15 protein-coding genes are annotated in these 18,303 nt (G+C 60.9%); 7 read left to right on the top strand and 8 right to left on the bottom strand.

The window, feature by feature from the left end:
- Positions 1-162 precede the first annotated feature (162 nt).
- The 3 genes from H8B14_RS00265 (at position 163) to H8B14_RS00275 (ending at position 3,429) form a co-directional block, all read left to right on the top strand.
- On the top strand, positions 163-1,077 hold the full coding sequence (locus tag H8B14_RS00265; protein ID WP_187313640.1) for a T9SS type A sorting domain-containing protein: 915 nt from the start codon (positions 163-165) through the stop codon (positions 1,075-1,077).
- Between the two features lie 214 nt (positions 1,078-1,291).
- Complete coding sequence (locus H8B14_RS00270) at positions 1,292-2,203, top strand: T9SS type A sorting domain-containing protein (protein ID WP_187313641.1); 912 nt, start codon at positions 1,292-1,294, stop codon at positions 2,201-2,203.
- Positions 2,200-3,429: a lipase family alpha/beta hydrolase gene (locus H8B14_RS00275; protein WP_187313642.1), complete on the top strand. Its 1,230-nt coding sequence runs from the start codon at positions 2,200-2,202 to the stop codon at positions 3,427-3,429. Before H8B14_RS00270 ends, H8B14_RS00275 begins: the two co-directional genes overlap by 4 nt.
- 90 nt (positions 3,430-3,519) lie before the next feature.
- On the opposite strand, the gene H8B14_RS00280 is transcribed toward H8B14_RS00275, so the two are convergent.
- Both H8B14_RS00280 and H8B14_RS00285 read right to left on the bottom strand, forming a co-directional pair.
- The gene (locus tag H8B14_RS00280) at positions 3,520-5,088 is read right to left on the bottom strand and encodes an alpha/beta hydrolase family protein (protein WP_187313643.1); all 1,569 of its coding nucleotides are present in this window, start codon (positions 5,086-5,088) and stop codon (positions 3,520-3,522) included.
- 167 nt (positions 5,089-5,255) lie between these two features.
- Entirely contained in the window at positions 5,256-6,239 is a 984-nt protein-coding gene (locus H8B14_RS00285) for a fasciclin domain-containing protein (RefSeq protein ID WP_187313644.1), read from the bottom strand.
- A gap of 239 nt (positions 6,240-6,478) precedes the next feature.
- Here H8B14_RS00285 and H8B14_RS00290 point away from each other — a divergent pair, with 239 nt between their 5' ends.
- Positions 6,479-7,369 (top strand): hypothetical protein, encoded by an 891-nt coding sequence (locus tag H8B14_RS00290; RefSeq protein WP_187313645.1) that lies wholly within the window; start codon positions 6,479-6,481, stop codon positions 7,367-7,369.
- A 106-nt stretch (positions 7,370-7,475) separates the two neighbouring features.
- On the opposite strand, the gene H8B14_RS00295 is transcribed toward H8B14_RS00290, so the two are convergent.
- The gene (locus tag H8B14_RS00295; protein WP_261989827.1) at positions 7,476-9,911 is read right to left on the bottom strand and encodes a glycoside hydrolase family 31 protein; all 2,436 of its coding nucleotides are present in this window, start codon (positions 9,909-9,911) and stop codon (positions 7,476-7,478) included.
- Between the two features lie 198 nt (positions 9,912-10,109).
- Between H8B14_RS00295 and H8B14_RS00300 the strand changes: the two genes are divergently transcribed.
- Both H8B14_RS00300 and H8B14_RS00305 read left to right on the top strand, forming a co-directional pair.
- Positions 10,110-11,189 (top strand): glycosyltransferase, encoded by a 1,080-nt coding sequence (locus H8B14_RS00300; RefSeq protein ID WP_187313646.1) that lies wholly within the window; start codon positions 10,110-10,112, stop codon positions 11,187-11,189.
- Between the two features lie 139 nt (positions 11,190-11,328).
- Positions 11,329-11,802, top strand: a complete 474-nt coding sequence (locus H8B14_RS00305) for a YdeI/OmpD-associated family protein (protein WP_187313647.1) — start codon at positions 11,329-11,331, stop codon at positions 11,800-11,802.
- Between the two features lie 70 nt (positions 11,803-11,872).
- On the opposite strand, the gene H8B14_RS00310 is transcribed toward H8B14_RS00305, so the two are convergent.
- Positions 11,873-13,921 carry an alpha-amylase family glycosyl hydrolase gene (locus tag H8B14_RS00310; protein WP_261989828.1) on the bottom strand — a complete coding sequence of 683 codons (2,049 nt, stop codon included), beginning with the start codon at positions 13,919-13,921 and terminating at the stop codon, positions 11,873-11,875.
- Between the two features lie 165 nt (positions 13,922-14,086).
- On the opposite strand from H8B14_RS00310, the gene ggt reads away from it, so the two are divergent.
- Positions 14,087-15,817 carry a gamma-glutamyltransferase gene (ggt, locus tag H8B14_RS00315; RefSeq protein ID WP_187313648.1) on the top strand — a complete coding sequence of 577 codons (1,731 nt, stop codon included), beginning with the start codon at positions 14,087-14,089 and terminating at the stop codon, positions 15,815-15,817.
- A gap of 137 nt (positions 15,818-15,954) precedes the next feature.
- On the opposite strand, the gene H8B14_RS00320 is transcribed toward ggt, so the two are convergent.
- From H8B14_RS00320 to H8B14_RS00335, 4 genes are all read right to left on the bottom strand, one after another.
- Complete coding sequence (locus H8B14_RS00320; protein ID WP_187313649.1) at positions 15,955-16,296, bottom strand: hypothetical protein; 342 nt, start codon at positions 16,294-16,296, stop codon at positions 15,955-15,957.
- 245 nt (positions 16,297-16,541) lie between these two features.
- Entirely contained in the window at positions 16,542-16,883 is a 342-nt protein-coding gene (locus H8B14_RS00325) for a hypothetical protein (protein ID WP_187313650.1), read from the bottom strand.
- 151 nt (positions 16,884-17,034) lie between these two features.
- A complete protein-coding gene (locus tag H8B14_RS00330; protein WP_187313651.1) occupies positions 17,035-17,589 on the bottom strand; it encodes a YceI family protein in 555 nt (184 codons plus the stop codon).
- 135 nt (positions 17,590-17,724) lie between these two features.
- Positions 17,725-18,246, bottom strand: a complete 522-nt coding sequence (locus H8B14_RS00335) for a hypothetical protein (protein ID WP_187313652.1) — start codon at positions 18,244-18,246, stop codon at positions 17,725-17,727.
- Between the last annotated feature and the right edge of the window lie 57 nt (positions 18,247-18,303).

Genomic DNA, 18,303 nt, shown 5'->3' on the forward strand with positions numbered 1-18,303 from the left:
GCGGATTGAAATAAGTGCAGCCCATGCCAAAAAAAAGCAGCAATTCGGGAACTTTTTTCTGGCAGCTACATCCCGGCACAGTTTTGGTGAGGTACTTATCATGGCAATCCACTGTTTTTGCCACTATCATCTTTTACTTTCTTTCCATTTTTTTCAATTTCTATGAAGTCTCTATTACCCTTAGCGGCCGGCGTACTGGCCCTTTTCGGCACCAGTAGCGCAGTAGCGCAGCAGGCTGTTCCGAATGGTACCCTTGAAACCTGGGCTCAGCGCGGCGCCTCCGAGTCGCCACAGACTTGGCTGACGCTGGACGACGTTCTTGCTGAACTGCTGGGGCCTTTGCCTTTTTCCACCAACACCACGGTTAAATCGACCGATAAGCGTAGCGGCAACTTTGCAGCCAAGCTGCAAACCCAGGATTTCCAAGGTGAGTTGCCCGGTTTTCTGGTGCTTGGAACCCGGCTTGGCGCCGGTAACAACGATATTGGCGGGGGCGTTGCTTACACCAGCCGGCCCGCCAATCTGCAGTTTTACTACAAGACAACCGGCCCGGCTTCTGACTCGGCAGGGGTGCAGGTAGCGCTTTATAAAACTGTGAATGGCAACTCGGAAATTGTGGCCGACGCCTTCCAGATTCTGGCGCCTCAGGCTGGCTACACGCTCGTGACGCTGCCCCTCACCTACCGCCGCCCCGATACGCCGGATACGCTGCGCCTTGCCTTTGCGTCTGGCCTTGCCCAAAATATTACCACCGGCACCTCCCTTTTCATTGACGATGTAAGTTTGACCGGCACTGTGCAGTCGGCCCGGAACCCGGCCCTCGACGCAACTCTCACTGTGTATCCAAACCCCAGCCCCAACGGAGTATACCAGCTTTCTTCGGTAGCAAACCCAGCTGTGGCTACTGCTCCCTACACCATTTCCGATGCTACCGGGCGGGTAGTACGTACGGCAGCAGCAGCACCACGCAGTGCTGCTGGTGGCCGCCCTGTAGAGCTGCGCGACTTACCGGCCGGTGTTTATCTGCTTCAGCTCAACACTCCCGACGGACCCGTTACGCGCAAGCTTATCCGCTAGACTCGTTCGGCTTTAGTTGCTTGCTATACTCCTGCTGCCGGTACCTACCGGTGGCAGGAGTTTTTTTGTGGTTGATGTACGGCTGCATCCACAATTTCAACCTACTGCCCATCACTCATTTATGTGATTTTTCAGGTGCAGCGGGCGTGGTATCTTTAGGATAGGCCGGCGGAAGGGCCGCTTGGCCTGTTCGCTCCTAACCGTCTGCCAGGCTATGAAAACGCTACTCTTTGCTGCCTTCGGGCTGATTATTCTTGCCGGGGGCCAGCCGGCTTCGGCGCAAAATGTGCCTAATGGCGGCCTGGAAACCTGGACCACGCAGGGCGCCTCGGAGTATCCTACCAGCTGGCTCACCACCGATGCCATCTACGCCGGGCAGGGTTTGCCTGTGGCCCTGGGCACCGTCACGAAGAGCACCGACCGCAACTCTGGCAGCTTTGCGGCCAAGATGGAAAGCAAGGCCATATTTGGGGTGCCCTTTCCATCCTTTCTGATCTTGGGTTCGCGCTTTGTCAATTCCAACACGTTCGGTATTGGCGGCATTCCATTCACGGGGCGGCCGGCGGCGCTGCAGTTCTGGTACAAGCTCACGCTAACCGCCAACGACTCGGCCGCGGTGTACGTGGCTCTCACCCGGGGCGGCGGCCCCACTGCCCAACTGGTGGGCGCTGCCGCGGCTATTTTGCCGGCTCGGGCCGGCTACGGCCAGTTTTCGCTGCCGCTCACCTACAGTACAGGCGTTGTACCCGACTCCCTGCGGCTGTTTTTTCTGTGTGGCACCGGCTCTGTTGCGGCCAGCTCGGCATTGTGGATAGATGACATCGGGCTGACAGGCACGATAACGGCTACGGCAGCCCCGGCCGCCACCCAAGCGGCTCTGAGTATTTATCCTAACCCCAGCACCTCGGGCGAGTTTGTCTTGGCTTCATTGCCGCAGCCGGCCGTGGCCACAGCGGCCTACCAGGTTTTCAATACCCAAGGCCAGCTGGTCCGGCAGCAGCCGGCCGCACCACTCAACGAAGCCAGCGGCCGCCGCGTAGATTTACGCGGAATGCCAGCGGGTGTGTATCTTTTGCACCTTAGCCCGCCCGATGGCCCGCTGACGCGCAAACTCCTGATTCCGTGACGAAAAAACCGCCCTTACCTGATCCGTCAGCCCTCCCCACGCCGGGCGCACCAGTTCCCGACGACACCACCAGCTCAACCACCCCGGCCGATACCACCAATCCAGCTGACCTAACCGCTCCACCGGCTTCAAATGAGGATACTTCAGCAGAAGACGTGCTGCCTGGTGCCGCCTCGCCTTCGCGCTGGCGGCGGACTATTCGGGCGGTGGGCCGGGCCGCCACAGTGCCATTTAACACGGCTGGCTTCCTCTACCGCACAGGGCAGGAAAACATTCATTTCACGCTACCGGTACTCAACGGAGCCTTCGGCGACCAGCTGGCCGAGCGCCAGGACCGCCGGGCCATCCAGATGAGCTTCCGCCGCCACGCCGCCGACGTGCCTGTTTCGGCGCTGCGCCTGGCGGCCGGCACCAAGGGCCCATGCAAGGTAGTGGTGTTTCTGCATGGCCTCATGGGCGACGAGGTAATCTGGCAGGCTGGTTCCGGCGAAGGTGGGCTGCGCTACGGCCCGCGCCTGCAGCAGGAAACCGGCGCAGTGTGTCTTTATGTGCGCTACAACACCGGCCTGCACATTTCCCAGAATGGCCAGCTGCTCCACGCCCTACTCACCGAACTGCTCACAACCTACCCCAACGCCATCGGGCGACTCTCGCTGGTGGGGCACAGCATGGGCGGCCTCGTGATTCGGTCAGCCGGCTACTATGCGTCGCAGGCAGCGCAGACAGAAACTGGCGTTTCGTGGCTCTCGCACCTGCAGGACGTGTTTCTGCTGGGTGTGCCCAACGACGGCTCGTTTCTGGAGCAGAACAGCCACTTCACCTCGGTGGTGCTGCGCAAAATCAACCTGCGCCCTACCCGCTTTATTAGCGGCCTGATTGACAAGCGCAGCAACGGCATCAAGGACCTGCGGCACGCCATTCTGGTGGATGCCGACTGGCAGGACCCGCACGCCGACGACCTGTTTCCGCCCCGCACGCTGGTGCCGCCGCTGCCTGGCGTGCGCTACCACGTGCTGGTAGGCTCGCTGCTGAAATCGGCCAACTCTGCTTTGCACGACTACTTCGGCGACGGCCTGGTAGGGGCCGGCAGCGCCCTGGGCCGCGTTTTCGGCGACCCAGCCCTGCCACCCGAGCAGCAGATCAGCACCCGCGTATTCCCAAAGCTGCACCACGGCACCCTGCTTTCCAATCCCGAAGTGTATCAGTACCTGCGGGATAGGGTATAGAAACCATACCATACGAAAGCAGCCCAAACACCTCATTTCAAAGGCTGTCTGGGCTGCTTCCGTGTTGAATACGGTAGTGCTTGAGTGTGCTTACTCTTTCACTTCCTCCATAATCCAGGCGTGCAGGATTTCGAGTGTGGCCGTGGACACCACCGGACGAGGCTGACCGTTGAGCAGCGGCCACTCGGTGGTGGGAGCCTGGAACAGGTGGTTGGCCCCTTCAATTTTATGCGTGGTTACGCGGATGTTGCCTTTCAGACCTCTGCTGAGGAGCTCCAGATTGGTTTGCGCTTCCACCATATCATCGGCGGTACCGTGCAGCAGCAGGATGGCTCCCTGGGCTCTGCTGAGTTCCGGACGCGGGTCCAGTTTCACATAGTCGCGGTACCAGGGCGAGGTAAGGCGGGCCACCACGGCCTGCACTGTTTCGGGTGGCATTCCGGGTGCATCCTGCCGCACCATATTGGCCACAATGGCCTGAGACTGGGCAGCATCGGGGCTGTTGGCAATGATGTCGAGCATAGTGCGGCGGCGTTTGCGCTGCGCTTCTATCCGCTTCTTGTCTTCTACCTTCTGGCGCAGGCGCTGCTGCTCTAAAAAGGTAGCCACCTGCGCAGCGTTGGAGCCGGATGCTCGCAGCTTATCGGCCTGAGTCTGGGCTTGCTGGCGGGCCAGCTCCTGGCGCCGGGCCAGACTCAGCAGCGCCGTATCGGCGGCACCGGACCGCAACAGCATCGATGGGCGCTGCTCAGCCAGCAACTCGGAGCCCGGCAGGCCGGCGGCCGCGAGGGTTATTGTGAAGTTAGGCGGCAAAGGCTGAGCAGCGGCCAGCAAGGCAACATTACCCCCCTGCCCGTGTCCGATCAACCCTAAGTGCGCAATATCAATGAGGGGCCGGGCACGCAAAAAACTCAGGCCCGCCTGAGCGTCGCGGATGCGGGCGGCCACAGTGGCCGTAGTTGAGTCGCCGCCCGACTTTCCGGCTCCCCGGTCATCGAGGCGCAGTACGGCCACTCCGCGGCGGGTGAGGTAGTCTGCCAGGTTACCAAACAAAGCGAAGTCACCATATTGAGCGTCCCGGGTTTGCACATCCTGATCAGACAGTAGTACTACAGCCGGGAAAGGGCCTTCACCGGCGGGCACTGTAAGCGTCCCGGCCAGTTGCAGGTGGTCAGTGGTATTAGGCACCATCACTTCCTCAACCCGGTAAGGCGGCGGAAACTTAAATGCCTTGGCGGCCTGCGGAACAGCTGGTGGCACAAACAACAGCGTCAGGGGCGTGGCGTAGCCCGGCTGTTGCCAGACGCCCAACAGCTGCAGGCCATCGGGAGTGCGGCGGCCCACAAAGCGGCAGCCCGCCTGCTCGGCCTCAAATGTCAGGGTGTCGCCCCGGGGCGTCACGGTCATGGGCTCCCGGTTCACGCGTTGCATAGGCACATCCAGCACCGCAAACCGATTCCCATCTGCCAGTTCTGTTACCGTAATAGTGAGGGGCAAACTACCGCCAGGCACCGTGAGGGCGCCTTTCCACTGGCCTTCCAAAGAATGCCGGACGGTAGGCGCCGTTTGCTGTGCCCGTACCTGCCCTCCAGCCAGCAGCAGCAAAAACAGGAGCAGTGCTACGCCAACCCACTTGTGGTTGAAAGCCAACTTTTTCATAAAGGCAAGGGATGAACAGGGCGCTTGATCGGCGGCAGTCTTTAACAGCCGGACGCGTGTAATTGCCAGCAAATACGGCAGCCATCAGCCAGCTCGAAACCACTATTGGTTCGGGGCCGGCAGATAGTCGCCCAACCCAGGATTCCACGCGGCAAACCCAAAACTGCTTAGGGCAGCAAAACCCGGTCGATGACGTGCACTACTCCATTGGTACACTGCACATCCGGAATGACCATAGCCGCCGGCACAGCGTTGTTAGTGCCTTTCACAGAAAGCGTACCGTTGCTGAAAGCGCCAAGTGCCAACCGGCTGCCGCCAGCCGTAGTTACGCTGCTGTTTTCGGGCAGCTCGGGTGTGAACTGGCCACCCGGCACTACATGGTTGAGCAATACGGCCGTCACCGTGGCCTGTGGTAGCTTGCGGATATCGGCGGGCACGTTCAACGGCACATTCAGCGCAACGCCCAAATCTTTGAATGCCTGATCGGTGGGGGCAAATACCGTGAGTGGTGCGCTACCGGGAGTGGCCGACAGTGCGCCGGCCAGGTTGCAGTACAATACGGCTTCCACCAGAAAGCTTAGCTCGGGCCTGGTGAATACCTGCGCATCTTTCAGCGCCACCGCCGACTGCACAATGTCGAGGCCGGTAGCCAGCAGCACCTTATCCACAGCGTGGATAGTGCCATTGGAAGCTTTCACGTCGGTGGCCACAATCTTGGAGCCATTCACATAGAGGCTGCCGCTGCGGCTGATAATGCGGCGGTTTGGCCCTAATGCGGAAGGCGACACCACGCCGGCCCGCAGGTCGGCTGCAGCTACAGTACCGCCCGTTACGTGGTAAAAAAGTGTGTTGCGCAGAAATGGCTGCTGCAGGGTTAGCAGATCAGAGGCTGAGTACAGGCCTAATCGCCCGAACCCCTCGTTGGTAGGCGCGAATACGGTGTAATTGCCCTCGGGGTCATTCGGGTTCTTATTGGACAATATCGACACAACGTCGCCACGGATAGCGGCGTCTTCCAAAACTTGGAAATCCGGATTGGCAACTGCCACTCCAGCAATGGTCGGATCTAGCTCATCATTTTTCTGGCAGCCTGCCAGAATCAGTGTGCTGAAAGCTACGCCAGCAATCCAGGTGGGTACTATTCTTTTCATATGCAAAGAGGTGAAATCAGGGATTTTAGAGCGGTATTTGCCCTAAAGTGAAGTAGTAACGAAAAAAAAATGTATTCGGATTTACTCGGCAACAAATCCAGGCAATGCGTCAAGTACGTAAGGCCGTATAATCTGATGTACAAACACACTTCCTAATTTGAGACACGCTGTAAAGGTAGCCGTCTTGAATAATTTCCTGAAGTCTTTCTGTAATTTCAACTTTTCAACCTCGCGCCTCTATGCAACACACCTACCGTTTTTTACTGCTTTTTTCACTTCTAAATGTAGCCGCTGCGGCCACTGGCAATGCCCAAAGCTTGGTTAGTGGGTTTCTGCCTGGCAAAGGCCACGGCTCGGTGGTCGTGTCGGGCACGCTGGAGCGCTACCAGAGCGTGTACCTGGCGCCCGAAAAAATCGACCGGGTTCCGATTTTCGACCGGGTAGAAGTCAGTTCTGTTAACCTGTATGGCAGCTACGGCATCACCGACAAGCTGGAAGCCGTGGTAAGCTTGCCTTACATTCAGTCGAAAGGCTTTGCTGATGAGCAGGTGTTGCGTGAGCAGGGCTATGTAAACAAACGCGCTGGCCTACAGGACATCACCTTACTGCTGAAAGCCAAAATATCTTCCTTTGAGATTGGCACTAATGTAGTGGACGTGTTGGGTGTGGTGAGCGGCAGCACGCCCGTGAGCGACTACAAGTCGGAATCCGGGCTGGGCTATATCATTGCCATCGGCAACGGTGCGCGCAAGTTGTCGGGCCAGGGCGTGCTGCACCTCAAAACGCTGTCGGGCGTGTTCGTGACCGGGCAGGCGGGCTATAGCGTGCGCGACAACAGTGCCCCCAACGCCTTCGTGGCGGAAACCAAGGTGGGCTACGCCGGCCCAAAGCTATACGTAGATGCCCTGGCATCTTTCCAGAAGTCCGACAAAAGCGGCACCGATATTCTGCAGCCCGGCTTCACCGGCTTCTTCCCCGCTACCCGCGTCGATTACGTGCGCTTAGGTGTCAGCGCATTTCGCCCTTTGGCCAAAGGCTTCGGCCTGACAGTGGGAGCAAACACATATGTAGCTGGCCGCAATCTGGGCAAGTCCACCGGCGTATCAGCCGGCGTGGCGTATAACTTCTAGCCCGATAACCTTGGTCACGCGTACCTGAGATTATCATTATCCTACAAAGCCAAACGGCCGCCCCATAAACTCCGGGGCGGCCGTTTAGCTTTCAGGCAGCAGTCTACTACCCTACCACCAGTTCCGTAAATGTGGCGTCTATCACCACACCAGACAAAGTGAGGCCAGTTTCGAGGGTGGTTTCCACGACTTCGGCGGGCTGGCCGTCGGTGCTGCAGGCGGCCAGCGCGAACGGCAGGCCGTGCAGCACCACGCGGTAGCGCGTGAAGCTGGGCTGGTAGTTGCCTTCGGTGGTTTGCTGGAGCAGCAGGCCGCTTTCGGTGCCCGTGACGGTGAAGCGGCGGGTGGTGCTTTGGCCCTGCTGGTAGCCGTAGCCCTCGCCCCCGTCGTCGTAGAGGACGCTGCTTTCCTCGCCGGCTTTGTAGTAGACGTGCAGCGTCACCTCGTCAATCACCTTCTCGCCCACGTACTGCTGCACCGGATACATCGGAATGACGGCCCCGGCGCGTACGAATAGCGGAATCCGGTCGAGGCCGGCGGCGGCCCATACTTCGGCGCCGCCGGCTTTGGCTTCGTCGTTATAGTAGTAGAACCAGTCGCCGCGGGGCAGGTACATCCAGCGGCCGTCGGCGCCGGCCTGCGTGATGGGGCACACCAGCAGGTGGTCGCCGAGGCTGAACTCGGCCATGCGCAGGTAGGTGTCGGTGTCGGTCTGGTCAAGGAAAGCCAACGGCCGCAGCATGGGCGTACCCTGGCTCACGTACTGCCAGAACGTGCTGTACATATAGGGCAGCAGGCGGTAGCGCAGCTCAATAAAGCCGCGGGCCAGCTCCATGAAATTCTCACCGAAGCTCCAGGGCTCCTGGTCGCCGTGGTCGCCGCTGGAGTGGGTGCGGAAGAACGGGTGAAACGCACCCAGCGCTACCCAGCGCACGTACAGCTCACCGTCGGGCGTATCAATAAAGCCCCCAATATCGGAGCCAATAAAGCTGAAGCCCGAGATGCTCAAGCGCTGGCACTGGATGTTGGCCAGCCACAAATGCTCCCAGGAAGCAATGTTGTCGCCGGTCCAGCCGGAGGAGTAGCGCTGCCCGCCGGCGTAGGTGCTGCGCGTAATGGTAAAGGGCCGGTTGGGGTAGCTGAACTGCTTAACTCCCGCAGCCGTAGCGCGGGCCATCTGCATACCGTAGATGTTGTGGGCTTTTTTGTGCGAGGCCGGATGGCCGTCGTAGTCAAAGCGCACATCATCCGGGAAGGTACCCTTCTCAAACACAGCCGGCTCGTTCATGTCGTTCCAGACGCCGCGCACGCCGGTTTCCTCGATCAGGCCCTTGAACAGGCCGGCCCACCATTCGCGCACGGTAGGGCGGGTGAAATCCGGGAAGTTGCAGAGGCCGGGCCACACCGAGCCTTTCATCAGCGGGCCATCGGCGCGGCGGCAGTACACGTCTTTTTCCAGGCCGTCGGCAAACACCCGGTAGTTGGGGTCAATCTTGATGCCGGGGTCGATGATGACGACGGTTTTGAAGCCATCGGCGGCCAGCTCCTGCACCATGCGCTTGGGTTCGGGGAAGTGCGTGGGGCTCCAGGTGAAACAGCGGTAGCCGTCCATGTAGTCGATGTCGAGGTACAGGGCGTCGCAGGGAATCTGCCGGTCGCGGAAGCCTCGGGCAATTTCGCGGAAGTTGCTTTCCGGAAAGTAGCTCCACTTGCACTGGTGGTAGCCCAGTGCCCACAGCGGCGGCAACTCGGGCGGGCAGGTCAGGCGGGTGTATTCCTCGGTTACTTCCAGCAGGCTGGGGCCGTAGATGAAGTAGTAATTCATCTCGCCGCCCTGGGCCCAGAAGCTGGTCACGTCGGCACGCTCGGCGGCAAAGTCGAAGCTGGCCTTGAAGGAGTTATCGAAGAAAATGCCGTGCGCAATCTTCTGCTGCAGCTCCAGGTATAGCGGAATGTTCTTGTAGAGCGGGTCGGAACCCTTCACGTAGCCGTAGGTGTCGGAGCCCCAGTTGGTGAAGCGCTTGCCGCGCAGGTTCATGTTGTCGGGCTTGTCGCCGAGGCCGTAGTAGTGCACGCCGCTCTGCACGGCCTTGCTCATCTTCACGATGTCGTTGCCGGTGTCGTAGTCGTACTCCCAGTGGAAGCCTTTTTCGTCCTGCACCAGCGTGTTGCCGGAACGGTCGAGCACGCGGGTTTTCAGGCCATCTTTGGCTACGGTGCAGATCAGGCGGTCGGTGGTAATGCGGTAATGATCAGGCCGCTCCCGGAACTCCAGGAACTCGGGCGCCTGCCGGGCGGGCACGCCATCGGGGAAGGCGTAGCTGAAATCGGGCGCAAAACCCACCTCTGAAGCGTAACGGAAACGCAGGACTTTATCGGTTATAACTTCCAGCCGGAGCAGGGCTCCGTTGTCGCAGCGAAATACAAAATCGGGACCATCCTGTTGGCTGGCTACTACCTTGCCGGGATAGAACTCCTGTTTCGCTTTCGCGGCCAGGTCGTTCAGCATGTAGTTGTTGTCCTGAATGTTAGGCTCGTTCATGAGGAAGGGCAAACGGGGAAAAGCGAGCGGGCAAAAAATAATCCGGCGGTGCCGGAGAAGCCTGCAGTAAGCCTGCGAAGGTAAAAACGAATCCCGCGAATTTTGCCTAACATTGGCTATTGATTCAATAAAACCGCCTTTATAGCCTAATAAACCGGTTTTACCAGTATTCCGCTTTCTACCCAATTACTCATGACTATGGCGCCGCTTACGGTATTAATGCTGGGCTGGGACGCGCCCGCCGAAGCGGAGGCAACTCCGGCCGCAACCCCTGCTTTGGTAGAGGCACTGGCTCCCCATGCAACGCTCACACTGCTGCTGCCGCATCTGCCAGAGCCGATGCAGCTGCCGGCTCCCGGCACAGCTACCGGCTTAGGCAACCTCACGGCCGAAGAGCTGGCACTGGCTGATACGCACTTCGACGCCATCCACCCCGAAACCTGGCAGTCGCCGGCCGCCCCTTACCTGGGCGCCACGGCTGGCGCAGAGGGTTTCGGCATGGCTATGCCGGCGGCACCTTACATCGGCAGCAGTGAAGCTGCGGCTCCTACGGGCCTAACTGCCACGCCTGAGCCATCTTCAGCCAGCGCAAAGCAGGCGGATGAAGCGGACATGCTGCTCAACACCGACGCCTTTGCTGCCGACGAATCCGAGCCGGATGTGCAGGAAGCCTCCGCCCTGGACTATGCAGACCTGAGTTCCGCGGAGCTGGATGCTACAGGCCAGGATTCTGAGCAGCACTCTGAAACACTTATTGCCACTGCTTCTGCAGTAGCTACCCAGCCGGCCACGATATCTGCGGCCCCGCCTAAGCCAGCCGGCCCGCAGTCGGTACTCAACATTGCGCTCGAAGCCCTGCGCACGCCTGCCGTTTCGGATGCCGACCTGAACTTTCGTGTGATTCAGTACGCCCGGTTTGCCACGCGGCTGGCCGCCAGCCAGGAGTTTGCGGTAATTTATGCCGCCGACTGGCAGTCGTGGCTGGCTGGTATGGAGCTGCGGCAGCTGACGGGCAAACCGTTGGTGCTGCACGTGCACAGCTTGGCCCAGGACCGCAACACCGCCGCCGACCGGGGCTGGGTGCTGGAGCTGGAACGCTTGGCGCTGCGCCGCGCCGACTTGGTACTGGCCGCCTCTTCCACGCTGGCGCTACGCCTGTTGGAGCTGCATGACTTGCCACCGCAGCGCGTCCGGCGCCTTTCTGCATCCGCCGCCCAAGACCCGGCACATCTGGCTGAAACCATTCTGGCGGCGCTGCAGGAAGTAGCTCCCACGTAGCTGTTGCAGTGAGTGGAAGCGGCAGGGTGATGCTGGTAGTCGGCGCTAGTGCTCGGAGCGCTACCTTTGCGGCCACTGGCCGGCCACGCAGGCCGGCGGCTGTTTTCCGGGCTGGCCGCCGCATCTTCTCTTCTTCCCTATGTCTGATTCGCAGGAACAGGTTTTTGATACCAACTTAGAGCTGCATCCTACCGATGGCGGCGTGTTTCTTTACGTGCCGTTCAGCGTGCCCGAAGTGTTTGGGCAGCGCGGGCAGGTGCACGTGCGCGGCACCCTCGACGGGTTTCCGTTCCGGCTGCCACTCACACTCGATGAGGACGGCAACCACATTCTGGCCGTCAATAAGCAGCTGCGCAACACCATCGGCAAAACCTGGGGTTTGCCCGTGCACGTCACGATGATGCCAGACACCGACGAGCCCGGCTTCGTGGTGCCCGAAGACCTCAACCGGGCCCTGGAGCGCACCGGCCTGCGCGCCGCCTTCGACCTGCTGGCCTACCCCCACCGCCGCGAGTACGTGCAGTGGGTGGAGCGCGCCAAAAAGCCCGAAGCCCGCCAGCGCCGCATCCAGGACGTGCTGGAAGGCGCCGAAACCGGCAAGAAGCTGAAGTAAGCAGTTAGCTGAACAAACAGAACCTCATGCTTCGGCGGCGCCTCTGCATGAGGTTCTGTTTACTCCTCTCCTACCCCACCCGCGTCAGCACCAGCGCGGTACGACTCGTGACGTAGAGGCTCAGCTTATCAATGCCGTCTTCCACAAAGGTTTCGTAAGCCAGGGACGTATCGACGCGGTTGTGGCCGCCGAATTCGGGGGCGTCGGTGCTGAGCAAGATGCGGTACTGGCCGGAATGCGGCACGAAGAAATGGTAATCGGGGATGCTTCTGCTCACGTGGAAGTTGAACACGAACAGCAGCGGGCCGCGCTCAAACACCAGCACTTGGTTATCAGTGTCGATGTTGAGCTGGTGGGCGGCGGGGTACGCCAGCAGGTGCTGCTTGCGGGCCAGATGCAGCTGGGCGTGGTCGAAAGCCGCCAGCTGCTGAAACTTCAGGTCGGGATTGTCGGCAAGGCTCCACTGGCGGCGGGCGAAATGGTAGCTCCAATTGTTGCCTTCGCGCGGGAAGTCCACCCACTCCGGATGGCCAAACTCGTTGCCGATAAAGTTCAGGTACGCCTCGCCGCCGAGGCTGAGCGTGAGCAGCCTAATCAGCTTGTGCAGCGCCACGCCCCGGTCGGTGATGGGGTCGGGGTCGTCTTTGTGCATGTGCTCGTAGATGGCCTTGTCGAGCAGCCAGTGAGCCAGCGTTTTGTCGCCGACAAGCGCCTGGTCGTGGCTTTCGGCGTAGGCCACGGTTTTCTCGCCGGCGCGGCGGTTGGTGAGCGTGTGCCAGAGCTCGTGCAGGTTCCAGTTTTCGTCGCGGGTGTGCTTGAGCAGCTTGATCCAGTAGTCGGGAATGCCCATACCCAGCCGGTAGTCGAAGCCAATACCACCTTCGCGGATGGGCCGGCACAGGCCCGGCAGGCCGCTCATGTCCTCGGCAATCAGCAGGGCGCCCTTCTTGAGCTCATGCACCAGCGTGGTGGCCAGCTGCAGGTACAGAATAGCGTCGTCGTCAGCTTCAGGACCAAAATACTGGTCGTAGGAGCTAAACGCCACGCCTTCACCATGGTGATGGTAGAGCATACTGGTGATGCCATCGAAGCGGAAGCCGTCGAAGTGGAACTCTTCCAGCCAGTAGCGCAGGTTGCTGAGCAGAAAGCGCTGCACCTCAGGCTTGGCGTAGTCGAACAGCTTGGAGTCCCAGCCGGGATGGTTGCCGCGCGGGCCTTCGTGGAAGTACTGGCCGCCGGAGCCGTCGAAGTCGGCTAAGCCTTCGGCCTCGTTTTTCACGGCGTGCGAGTGCACCACATCCAGCAGCACCGCTAAGTGGCGCTTGTGGGCTTCGTTGATGAGGTACTTCAAATCTTCGGGCGTGCCGAAGCGCGACGACACGGCAAAGAAGTTGGCCACGTGGTAGCCAAAGGAGCCATAATACGGGTGCTCCATCACGGCCATCAGCTGCACGCAGTTGTAGCCGCCGGCCTGAATGCGGGGCAGAATCTGGTCGGCAAACTCGCGGTAGGTGCCCACGCGGCCTTCCTCGGTGGCCATGCCCACGTGGGCCTCGTAAATCAGCGGCTCCTTGACGTGGTTGTGCACCCGAAACTTCTGGTCGGTCCAGGCGAACGGGGCCTCCGGCCGCCAGACCTGAGCCGCGAAATCGTGGGTATGCTCGTCCTGCACAACGCGGCGCACGGTGGCGGGCAGCCGGTCTTTGGCGCCATGCGCGGTGCGTATGTGCACTTTGTAGCGGCTGCCGGGCGTGAGGCACTCTTTGTATTCTTTGTCAGCCAGAAAAATTTCCCACACGCCGTCGTTCTGGCGCTGCAGCGGCGTGGCCTGCCGGTCCCAGCCATTAAAGTCGCCGATGAGGAACAGGGCCTCGGCGGCCGGCGCCCACTCGCGGTACCAGAAGCCGCGGCGGCGGGCGTCGTAGTTGAGACCAAGCTGCTGGTGGGCCGTGGCAAACTTGCTCAATGAGCCGTATTGGCTTTGGATTTCCTGCAACCGGTCTTCCAGGCGCTGCAGACGCTGGCGCAATACGGGTTCGTAGGGCGTGAGCCAGGGGTCTTGCTGTACCAGCGGCAGATGAGGCGTTTTGAGGGCCGGAATAAGCATTTCGGGGGCCATAGCGCAGAAGTTTAAGTCAGTCAAAGCTACTGATGTAACGCGAAGTTGACGCATACGGCTGAGCGCAAATGAACTTTAGAGCTACCCTACCAGCCAAACAACTTGCAGCACCAAGTTCGTCCTATCTTAGCTAAACGCCCACTAAACTGCTTTACCTTGCCACTTATGAAGCGTATTTTGTACCCGCTGGCTTTGCTGGCGCTTGTTGCCTGCTCCACCAATCCGCCCCAGACTGCGGCCACCACTGGCGCCAACCTGGCAGCTCCTATTCCTGCCGCTACGCCTGTCGTAACCGATAAGGCCATGGTGGTATCGGCGCACCCGGAAGCCACGCGGGTGGGCGTGGAAATCATGCGCCAGGGCGGCAACGCCTACGATGCGGCCGTGGCCGTGCAGTTTGCGCTGGCCGTGGTGCTGCCAGTAGCCGGCAACATCGGGGGCGGCGGCTTCCTGCTTTACCGCGGGGCCGACGGCCAGGAAGGCGCGTTGGATTTCCGCGAAACTGCCCCCGCCGCTGCCACCCGCGATATGTACCTGGATGCGCAGGGCAACATCATCCCAAACCTGAGCACGCTGGGCCACCGCGCGGCCGGCGTGCCGGGCACCGTGGCGGGCATGGTGGAGCTGCACAAAAAGCTGGGTAAGCTGACCTGGGCGCAGGTGGTGCAGCCCGCCGTGGACCTGGCCGCCAACGGCGTGAAGCTGACACCAAAGGAAGCCGCCGGCCTGAACCGCACCCGCGACGACTTCGCCAAAGTCAACCCCTACAATGCGTATCTGAGGCCGGCCGTTTGGCAGGAAGGTGAGCTGATGAAGCTGCCGGAGCTGGCCGCCACGCTCAGCCGCATCCGCGACCAGGGCCGCGCCGGCTTCTACGAAGGGGCCACGGCCGACTTTATCGTGGCCGAAATGCAGCGCGGCCGCGGCATCATCAGCAAGGCCGACCTGGCGGGTTACCAGCCCAAGTGGCGCACCCCGCTACACGGCCAGTACCGCGGCCACGACGTGCTGACGTTTCCACCGCCCAGCTCAGGCGGGGTGGCGCTGCTCCAGATGCTACAGATGCTGGAGCAGAACGTGAATCTGCGTGGGTTAGGCTGGCACTCGCCGCAGGCTACGCACTGGATTACGGAAGCCCAGCGCCGCGTATACGCCGACCGCGCCACCTACCTCGGCGACCCGGATTTTGGCAAGGTGCCGGTGGCCCAGCTGCTCGATAAGCAGTACAACCAGCAGCGCATGCATACCGCTCAGGCTTACCGCGCCACGCCCAGCGCCCAAGTGGCGGCCGGCTCCGGCTTGCCCGCTTACGAGTCGGACCAGACCACGCACTACAACATTGTGGATGCGCAGGGCAACGCCGTGAGCTGCACCACCACGCTTAATGGCGCCTACGGCAGCAAGGTGGTGGTAGCCGGGGCAGGCTTCATTCTCAACAACGAAATGGACGATTTCAGCAGCAAGCCCGGCGTGCCCAACGCCTACGGGCTGGTGGGCGGCACGGCCAACGCCATTGCGCCCGGCAAGCGGATGCTGTCCTCGATGACGCCAGCCATCTTCACCAAAAACGGCAAGCTGGCCTTGGTAGTGGGCACGCCCGGTGGCAGCACCATCATCACCAGCGTGCTGCAGGCCAGCCTCAACGTGCTCGACTACGGCATGAACGCCCAGCAGGCTGTGGCCGCGCCGCGCCTGCACCACCAGTGGCTACCCGACCAGATTGACGTGGAAGCCGGTGCCCTGCTGCCCGCCGCCGAAGACACACTGCGCGCCCGCGGCTACAAGCTGAACCCACGCAGCCCTTGGGGCCGCGTCGAGGTGATTCGGGCGCTGCCGGGCGGCAAGTTGGAAGGCGGCGCCGATCCCCGCGGCGACGATACGGCGGCGGGATATTGATAGGTTTTTAATGGTTTACTGGTCTTCCTTCGGGTTCAGTCCTACTGAATTGAGGTATACTTTTTAAAGATCCACAGCACGTAAAAAAGGCTGCTCCAGAATCTGGAGCAGCCTTTTTTGCTTATAGGCGTTGGCGTTTAGCCTTTCAGCGACGTAGCGGCTGAGCTCAGGGTCTGGCCGAGCTGCTGGAGCTTGGCTTGCGCATTGGGGGTGGCGCTGGCGGCGGCTTTGGTGGTGTGCTCGCCGAGCGTCTGCAGCGACTGACTGATCTGGCGGCCTTCGCCGCTGCTGATGGCGTTCTTCAGGTTTTCCAGTTCCGAAGAAATGGCGCTTAGCGCGGGGCTACCGGCGCCATTCAGGGTGGAAATCCAGCTGTCGATGTTGCCAGCGGCAGCGGGGGCTGCGGCGCTCAGGCCGCCGCCGAGGGCTTGCAGGGTAGCGTCGAGCTGGGTGGTGCCGGTTGAGGAGTTAGAATCCATGGTAGTAGGGTGTTTAGTTGGTGAAATTGAACAGACCTATTACCTAACCAGCAACTTAATGTTGATTGTCAACTATTTAAACAGTTACACCTAAAACATATCTGCCCGCTGATGGTGCGCGCCGGAATGGGCTCTGAGTTTGTATTGCTCCCATAGTAACAAGGCCGGCCTCACTTCCACAGAAGCAAGGCCGGCCTAAATCTTATACGCATCTATTTTATTATCAGAAAATTAACAATGGCTTTCTAAGCCATTTTCAGGTTGCCGGCGGCAGTGATGAGCGTCTGGCCGAGGTGGCGCAGCTGGTCGCCGGTGCCGTCGTGCATGTCGCGGGCCGTGAGGGAAGTATGCTCGCCGAGGCGCTGCAGGGTGGCGGCCATAGCCGGCCGGTCATCATTCTGCACGTGGGTGCGCAGGTCGCGCAGCTCGCCCTGGATGTTAGTCAGCGCCGAGCCGCCGAGGCCGTCGAGGGCCTGAATCCAGCTGTCGATGGCGCCGAGGCCGGCCTCTACAGGGTGCTTGCCGGGGTGCGAGAAGGTTTCATAGATATTCTGGATGGTTTCTTCGATTCGGGCAGCGTGGGTCATGGCGACAAGAGGTTAGGGAGTGGAAGGATGCTATACCGATACGCAAGGTGGCGCGGCGCGTTATAGGTCCCCCAACAAAGGCCTAGCTGCTGCCGGCATAGTGCTTCCATTGTAAAGCCCACATGAGCACCGTTGTCAGTATGGGCCCATTTTATTTCGCCGCTTCGGCCACTACATCGAAAGCCAGCTTGAACTCGTTGCGAATGGCATAGGAACCCAGATTCTGGAAAAAGCTGCTGGAGTTGTGGTTGATGCCGAATTGGGTCCGGTCGAGGGTGGCGGTGCCGCGCAGGCGCAGGCGACCATCGGGGCGGCGCTCCAGCTGCAGCGGAAACTGCACCGGCCGCGTGACGCCGCGCAGCGTGAGCTGGCCGCTGGCCTGGCCCTGCCGCAGCTCTTGCAGCACAAAAACGGCCGTTGGGAATTGCTTCACGTCAAAGAAATCCTCGCCGCGCAGGTGCTCGGCCAGTTGCGCCTGCTCCTGCGCAATGGTGCACATGTCCACCTCGAGGCGGGCCTGGCGGAGGGTGCGGCCGTCGTAGAGGAAACTGCCGCGGCGGAGCTGCACGGTGCCGCTGGGGGCGTAGGTGCCCACTTCGGCGTAGCCAGTCCAGGTGAGGGCGGCAGGCAGCAGCTGGTAGGAAGTGGCGGCGGGTTGGGCGGCGGCCAGCGTGCAGAAGGTCAGGAAGGCAAGGAGAAGTTTCATGATTTTGGGGAAGTGTGTGGGTGAGCCGGTGGCCGTAGCGTCACGACTTTTTTCTATCGTGGAACGACCACCGGCGGCGCCGTTCAACGATGGTGGTACCACGAGGCCTTCGGCAACTCGTGGCACCACAGTAGGCTAGCGCACCGTGGCTTCGGTTTCGAGCAGGCCGAGGCCTTTGTAGAGCCGGCCAGCTTTGTCGCGGGCCAAGATGTACCAGAGGGCGTCGCCGCCGTAAAGCTGCCGGGCACTGTCGGCGTAGCGGTAGTTTTCGGCGAAGGTGTAGGTGCGGCCGGCCTGCAGATGGCCACCGGGGCACCGGAAAATTTCAGCAAACTCGGCGGGCGTTTCCACCATATTCTGCTGCCAGCCGCGCGCATCGTACCAGATAAAGCTGCCGCATTCCACCACTTCCAGTTCGCCTACCTCAGAGCGCAGCATGGTGCTGTGCTTCCAGACGTAGGTGCCGGGTTTATCAGGGTTGGGCTCGGGGTAGTTGGGGTTGGGCGAGTGCCAGATTGTGAGGCCCACCGGCACCTGCCGCAGCTTGTCGGGCAGCACGCGGGTGTGGTCGGTCCAGGCGGTGGCGGGCGTGGTCTGGGCCAGCAGCGGAGCAGCCGGGGCGGCTGATAGGGCTAGCAGAAGCAGGAGCGTTTTCATGGGTCATTTGGGGGGTTGATGAATGACTCAAAGGTGGCCGTCTGCTTCACCCCAAAC

This window comes from Hymenobacter puniceus (assembly GCF_014333525.1).
Classification (GTDB): Bacteria; Bacteroidota; Bacteroidia; order Cytophagales; family Hymenobacteraceae; genus Hymenobacter.

Bases quoted from the DNA above. Each gene is read 5' to 3' on its own strand.
- H8B14_RS00265 (WP_187313640.1), top strand. From the start codon at position 163: ATGAAGTCTCTATTACCCTTAGCGGCCGGCGTACTGGCCCTTTTCGGC.
- H8B14_RS00270 (WP_187313641.1), top strand. From the start codon at position 1,292: ATGAAAACGCTACTCTTTGCTGCCTTCGGGCTGATTATTCTTGCCGGG.
- H8B14_RS00280 (WP_187313643.1), bottom strand. From the start codon at position 5,088: ATGAAAAAGTTGGCTTTCAACCACAAGTGGGTTGGCGTAGCACTGCTC.
- H8B14_RS00285 (WP_187313644.1), bottom strand. From the start codon at position 6,239: ATGAAAAGAATAGTACCCACCTGGATTGCTGGCGTAGCTTTCAGCACA.
- H8B14_RS00290 (WP_187313645.1), top strand. From the start codon at position 6,479: ATGCAACACACCTACCGTTTTTTACTGCTTTTTTCACTTCTAAATGTA.
- H8B14_RS00295 (WP_261989827.1), bottom strand. From the start codon at position 9,911: ATGAACGAGCCTAACATTCAGGACAACAACTACATGCTGAACGACCTG.
- H8B14_RS00300 (WP_187313646.1), top strand. From the start codon at position 10,110: ATGGCGCCGCTTACGGTATTAATGCTGGGCTGGGACGCGCCCGCCGAA.
- H8B14_RS00305 (WP_187313647.1), top strand. From the start codon at position 11,329: ATGTCTGATTCGCAGGAACAGGTTTTTGATACCAACTTAGAGCTGCAT.
- H8B14_RS00310 (WP_261989828.1), bottom strand. From the start codon at position 13,921: ATGGCCCCCGAAATGCTTATTCCGGCCCTCAAAACGCCTCATCTGCCG.
- ggt (WP_187313648.1), top strand. From the start codon at position 14,087: ATGAAGCGTATTTTGTACCCGCTGGCTTTGCTGGCGCTTGTTGCCTGC.
- H8B14_RS00320 (WP_187313649.1), bottom strand. From the start codon at position 16,296: ATGGATTCTAACTCCTCAACCGGCACCACCCAGCTCGACGCTACCCTG.
- H8B14_RS00325 (WP_187313650.1), bottom strand. From the start codon at position 16,883: ATGACCCACGCTGCCCGAATCGAAGAAACCATCCAGAATATCTATGAA.
- H8B14_RS00330 (WP_187313651.1), bottom strand. From the start codon at position 17,589: ATGAAACTTCTCCTTGCCTTCCTGACCTTCTGCACGCTGGCCGCCGCC.
- H8B14_RS00335 (WP_187313652.1), bottom strand. From the start codon at position 18,246: ATGAAAACGCTCCTGCTTCTGCTAGCCCTATCAGCCGCCCCGGCTGCT.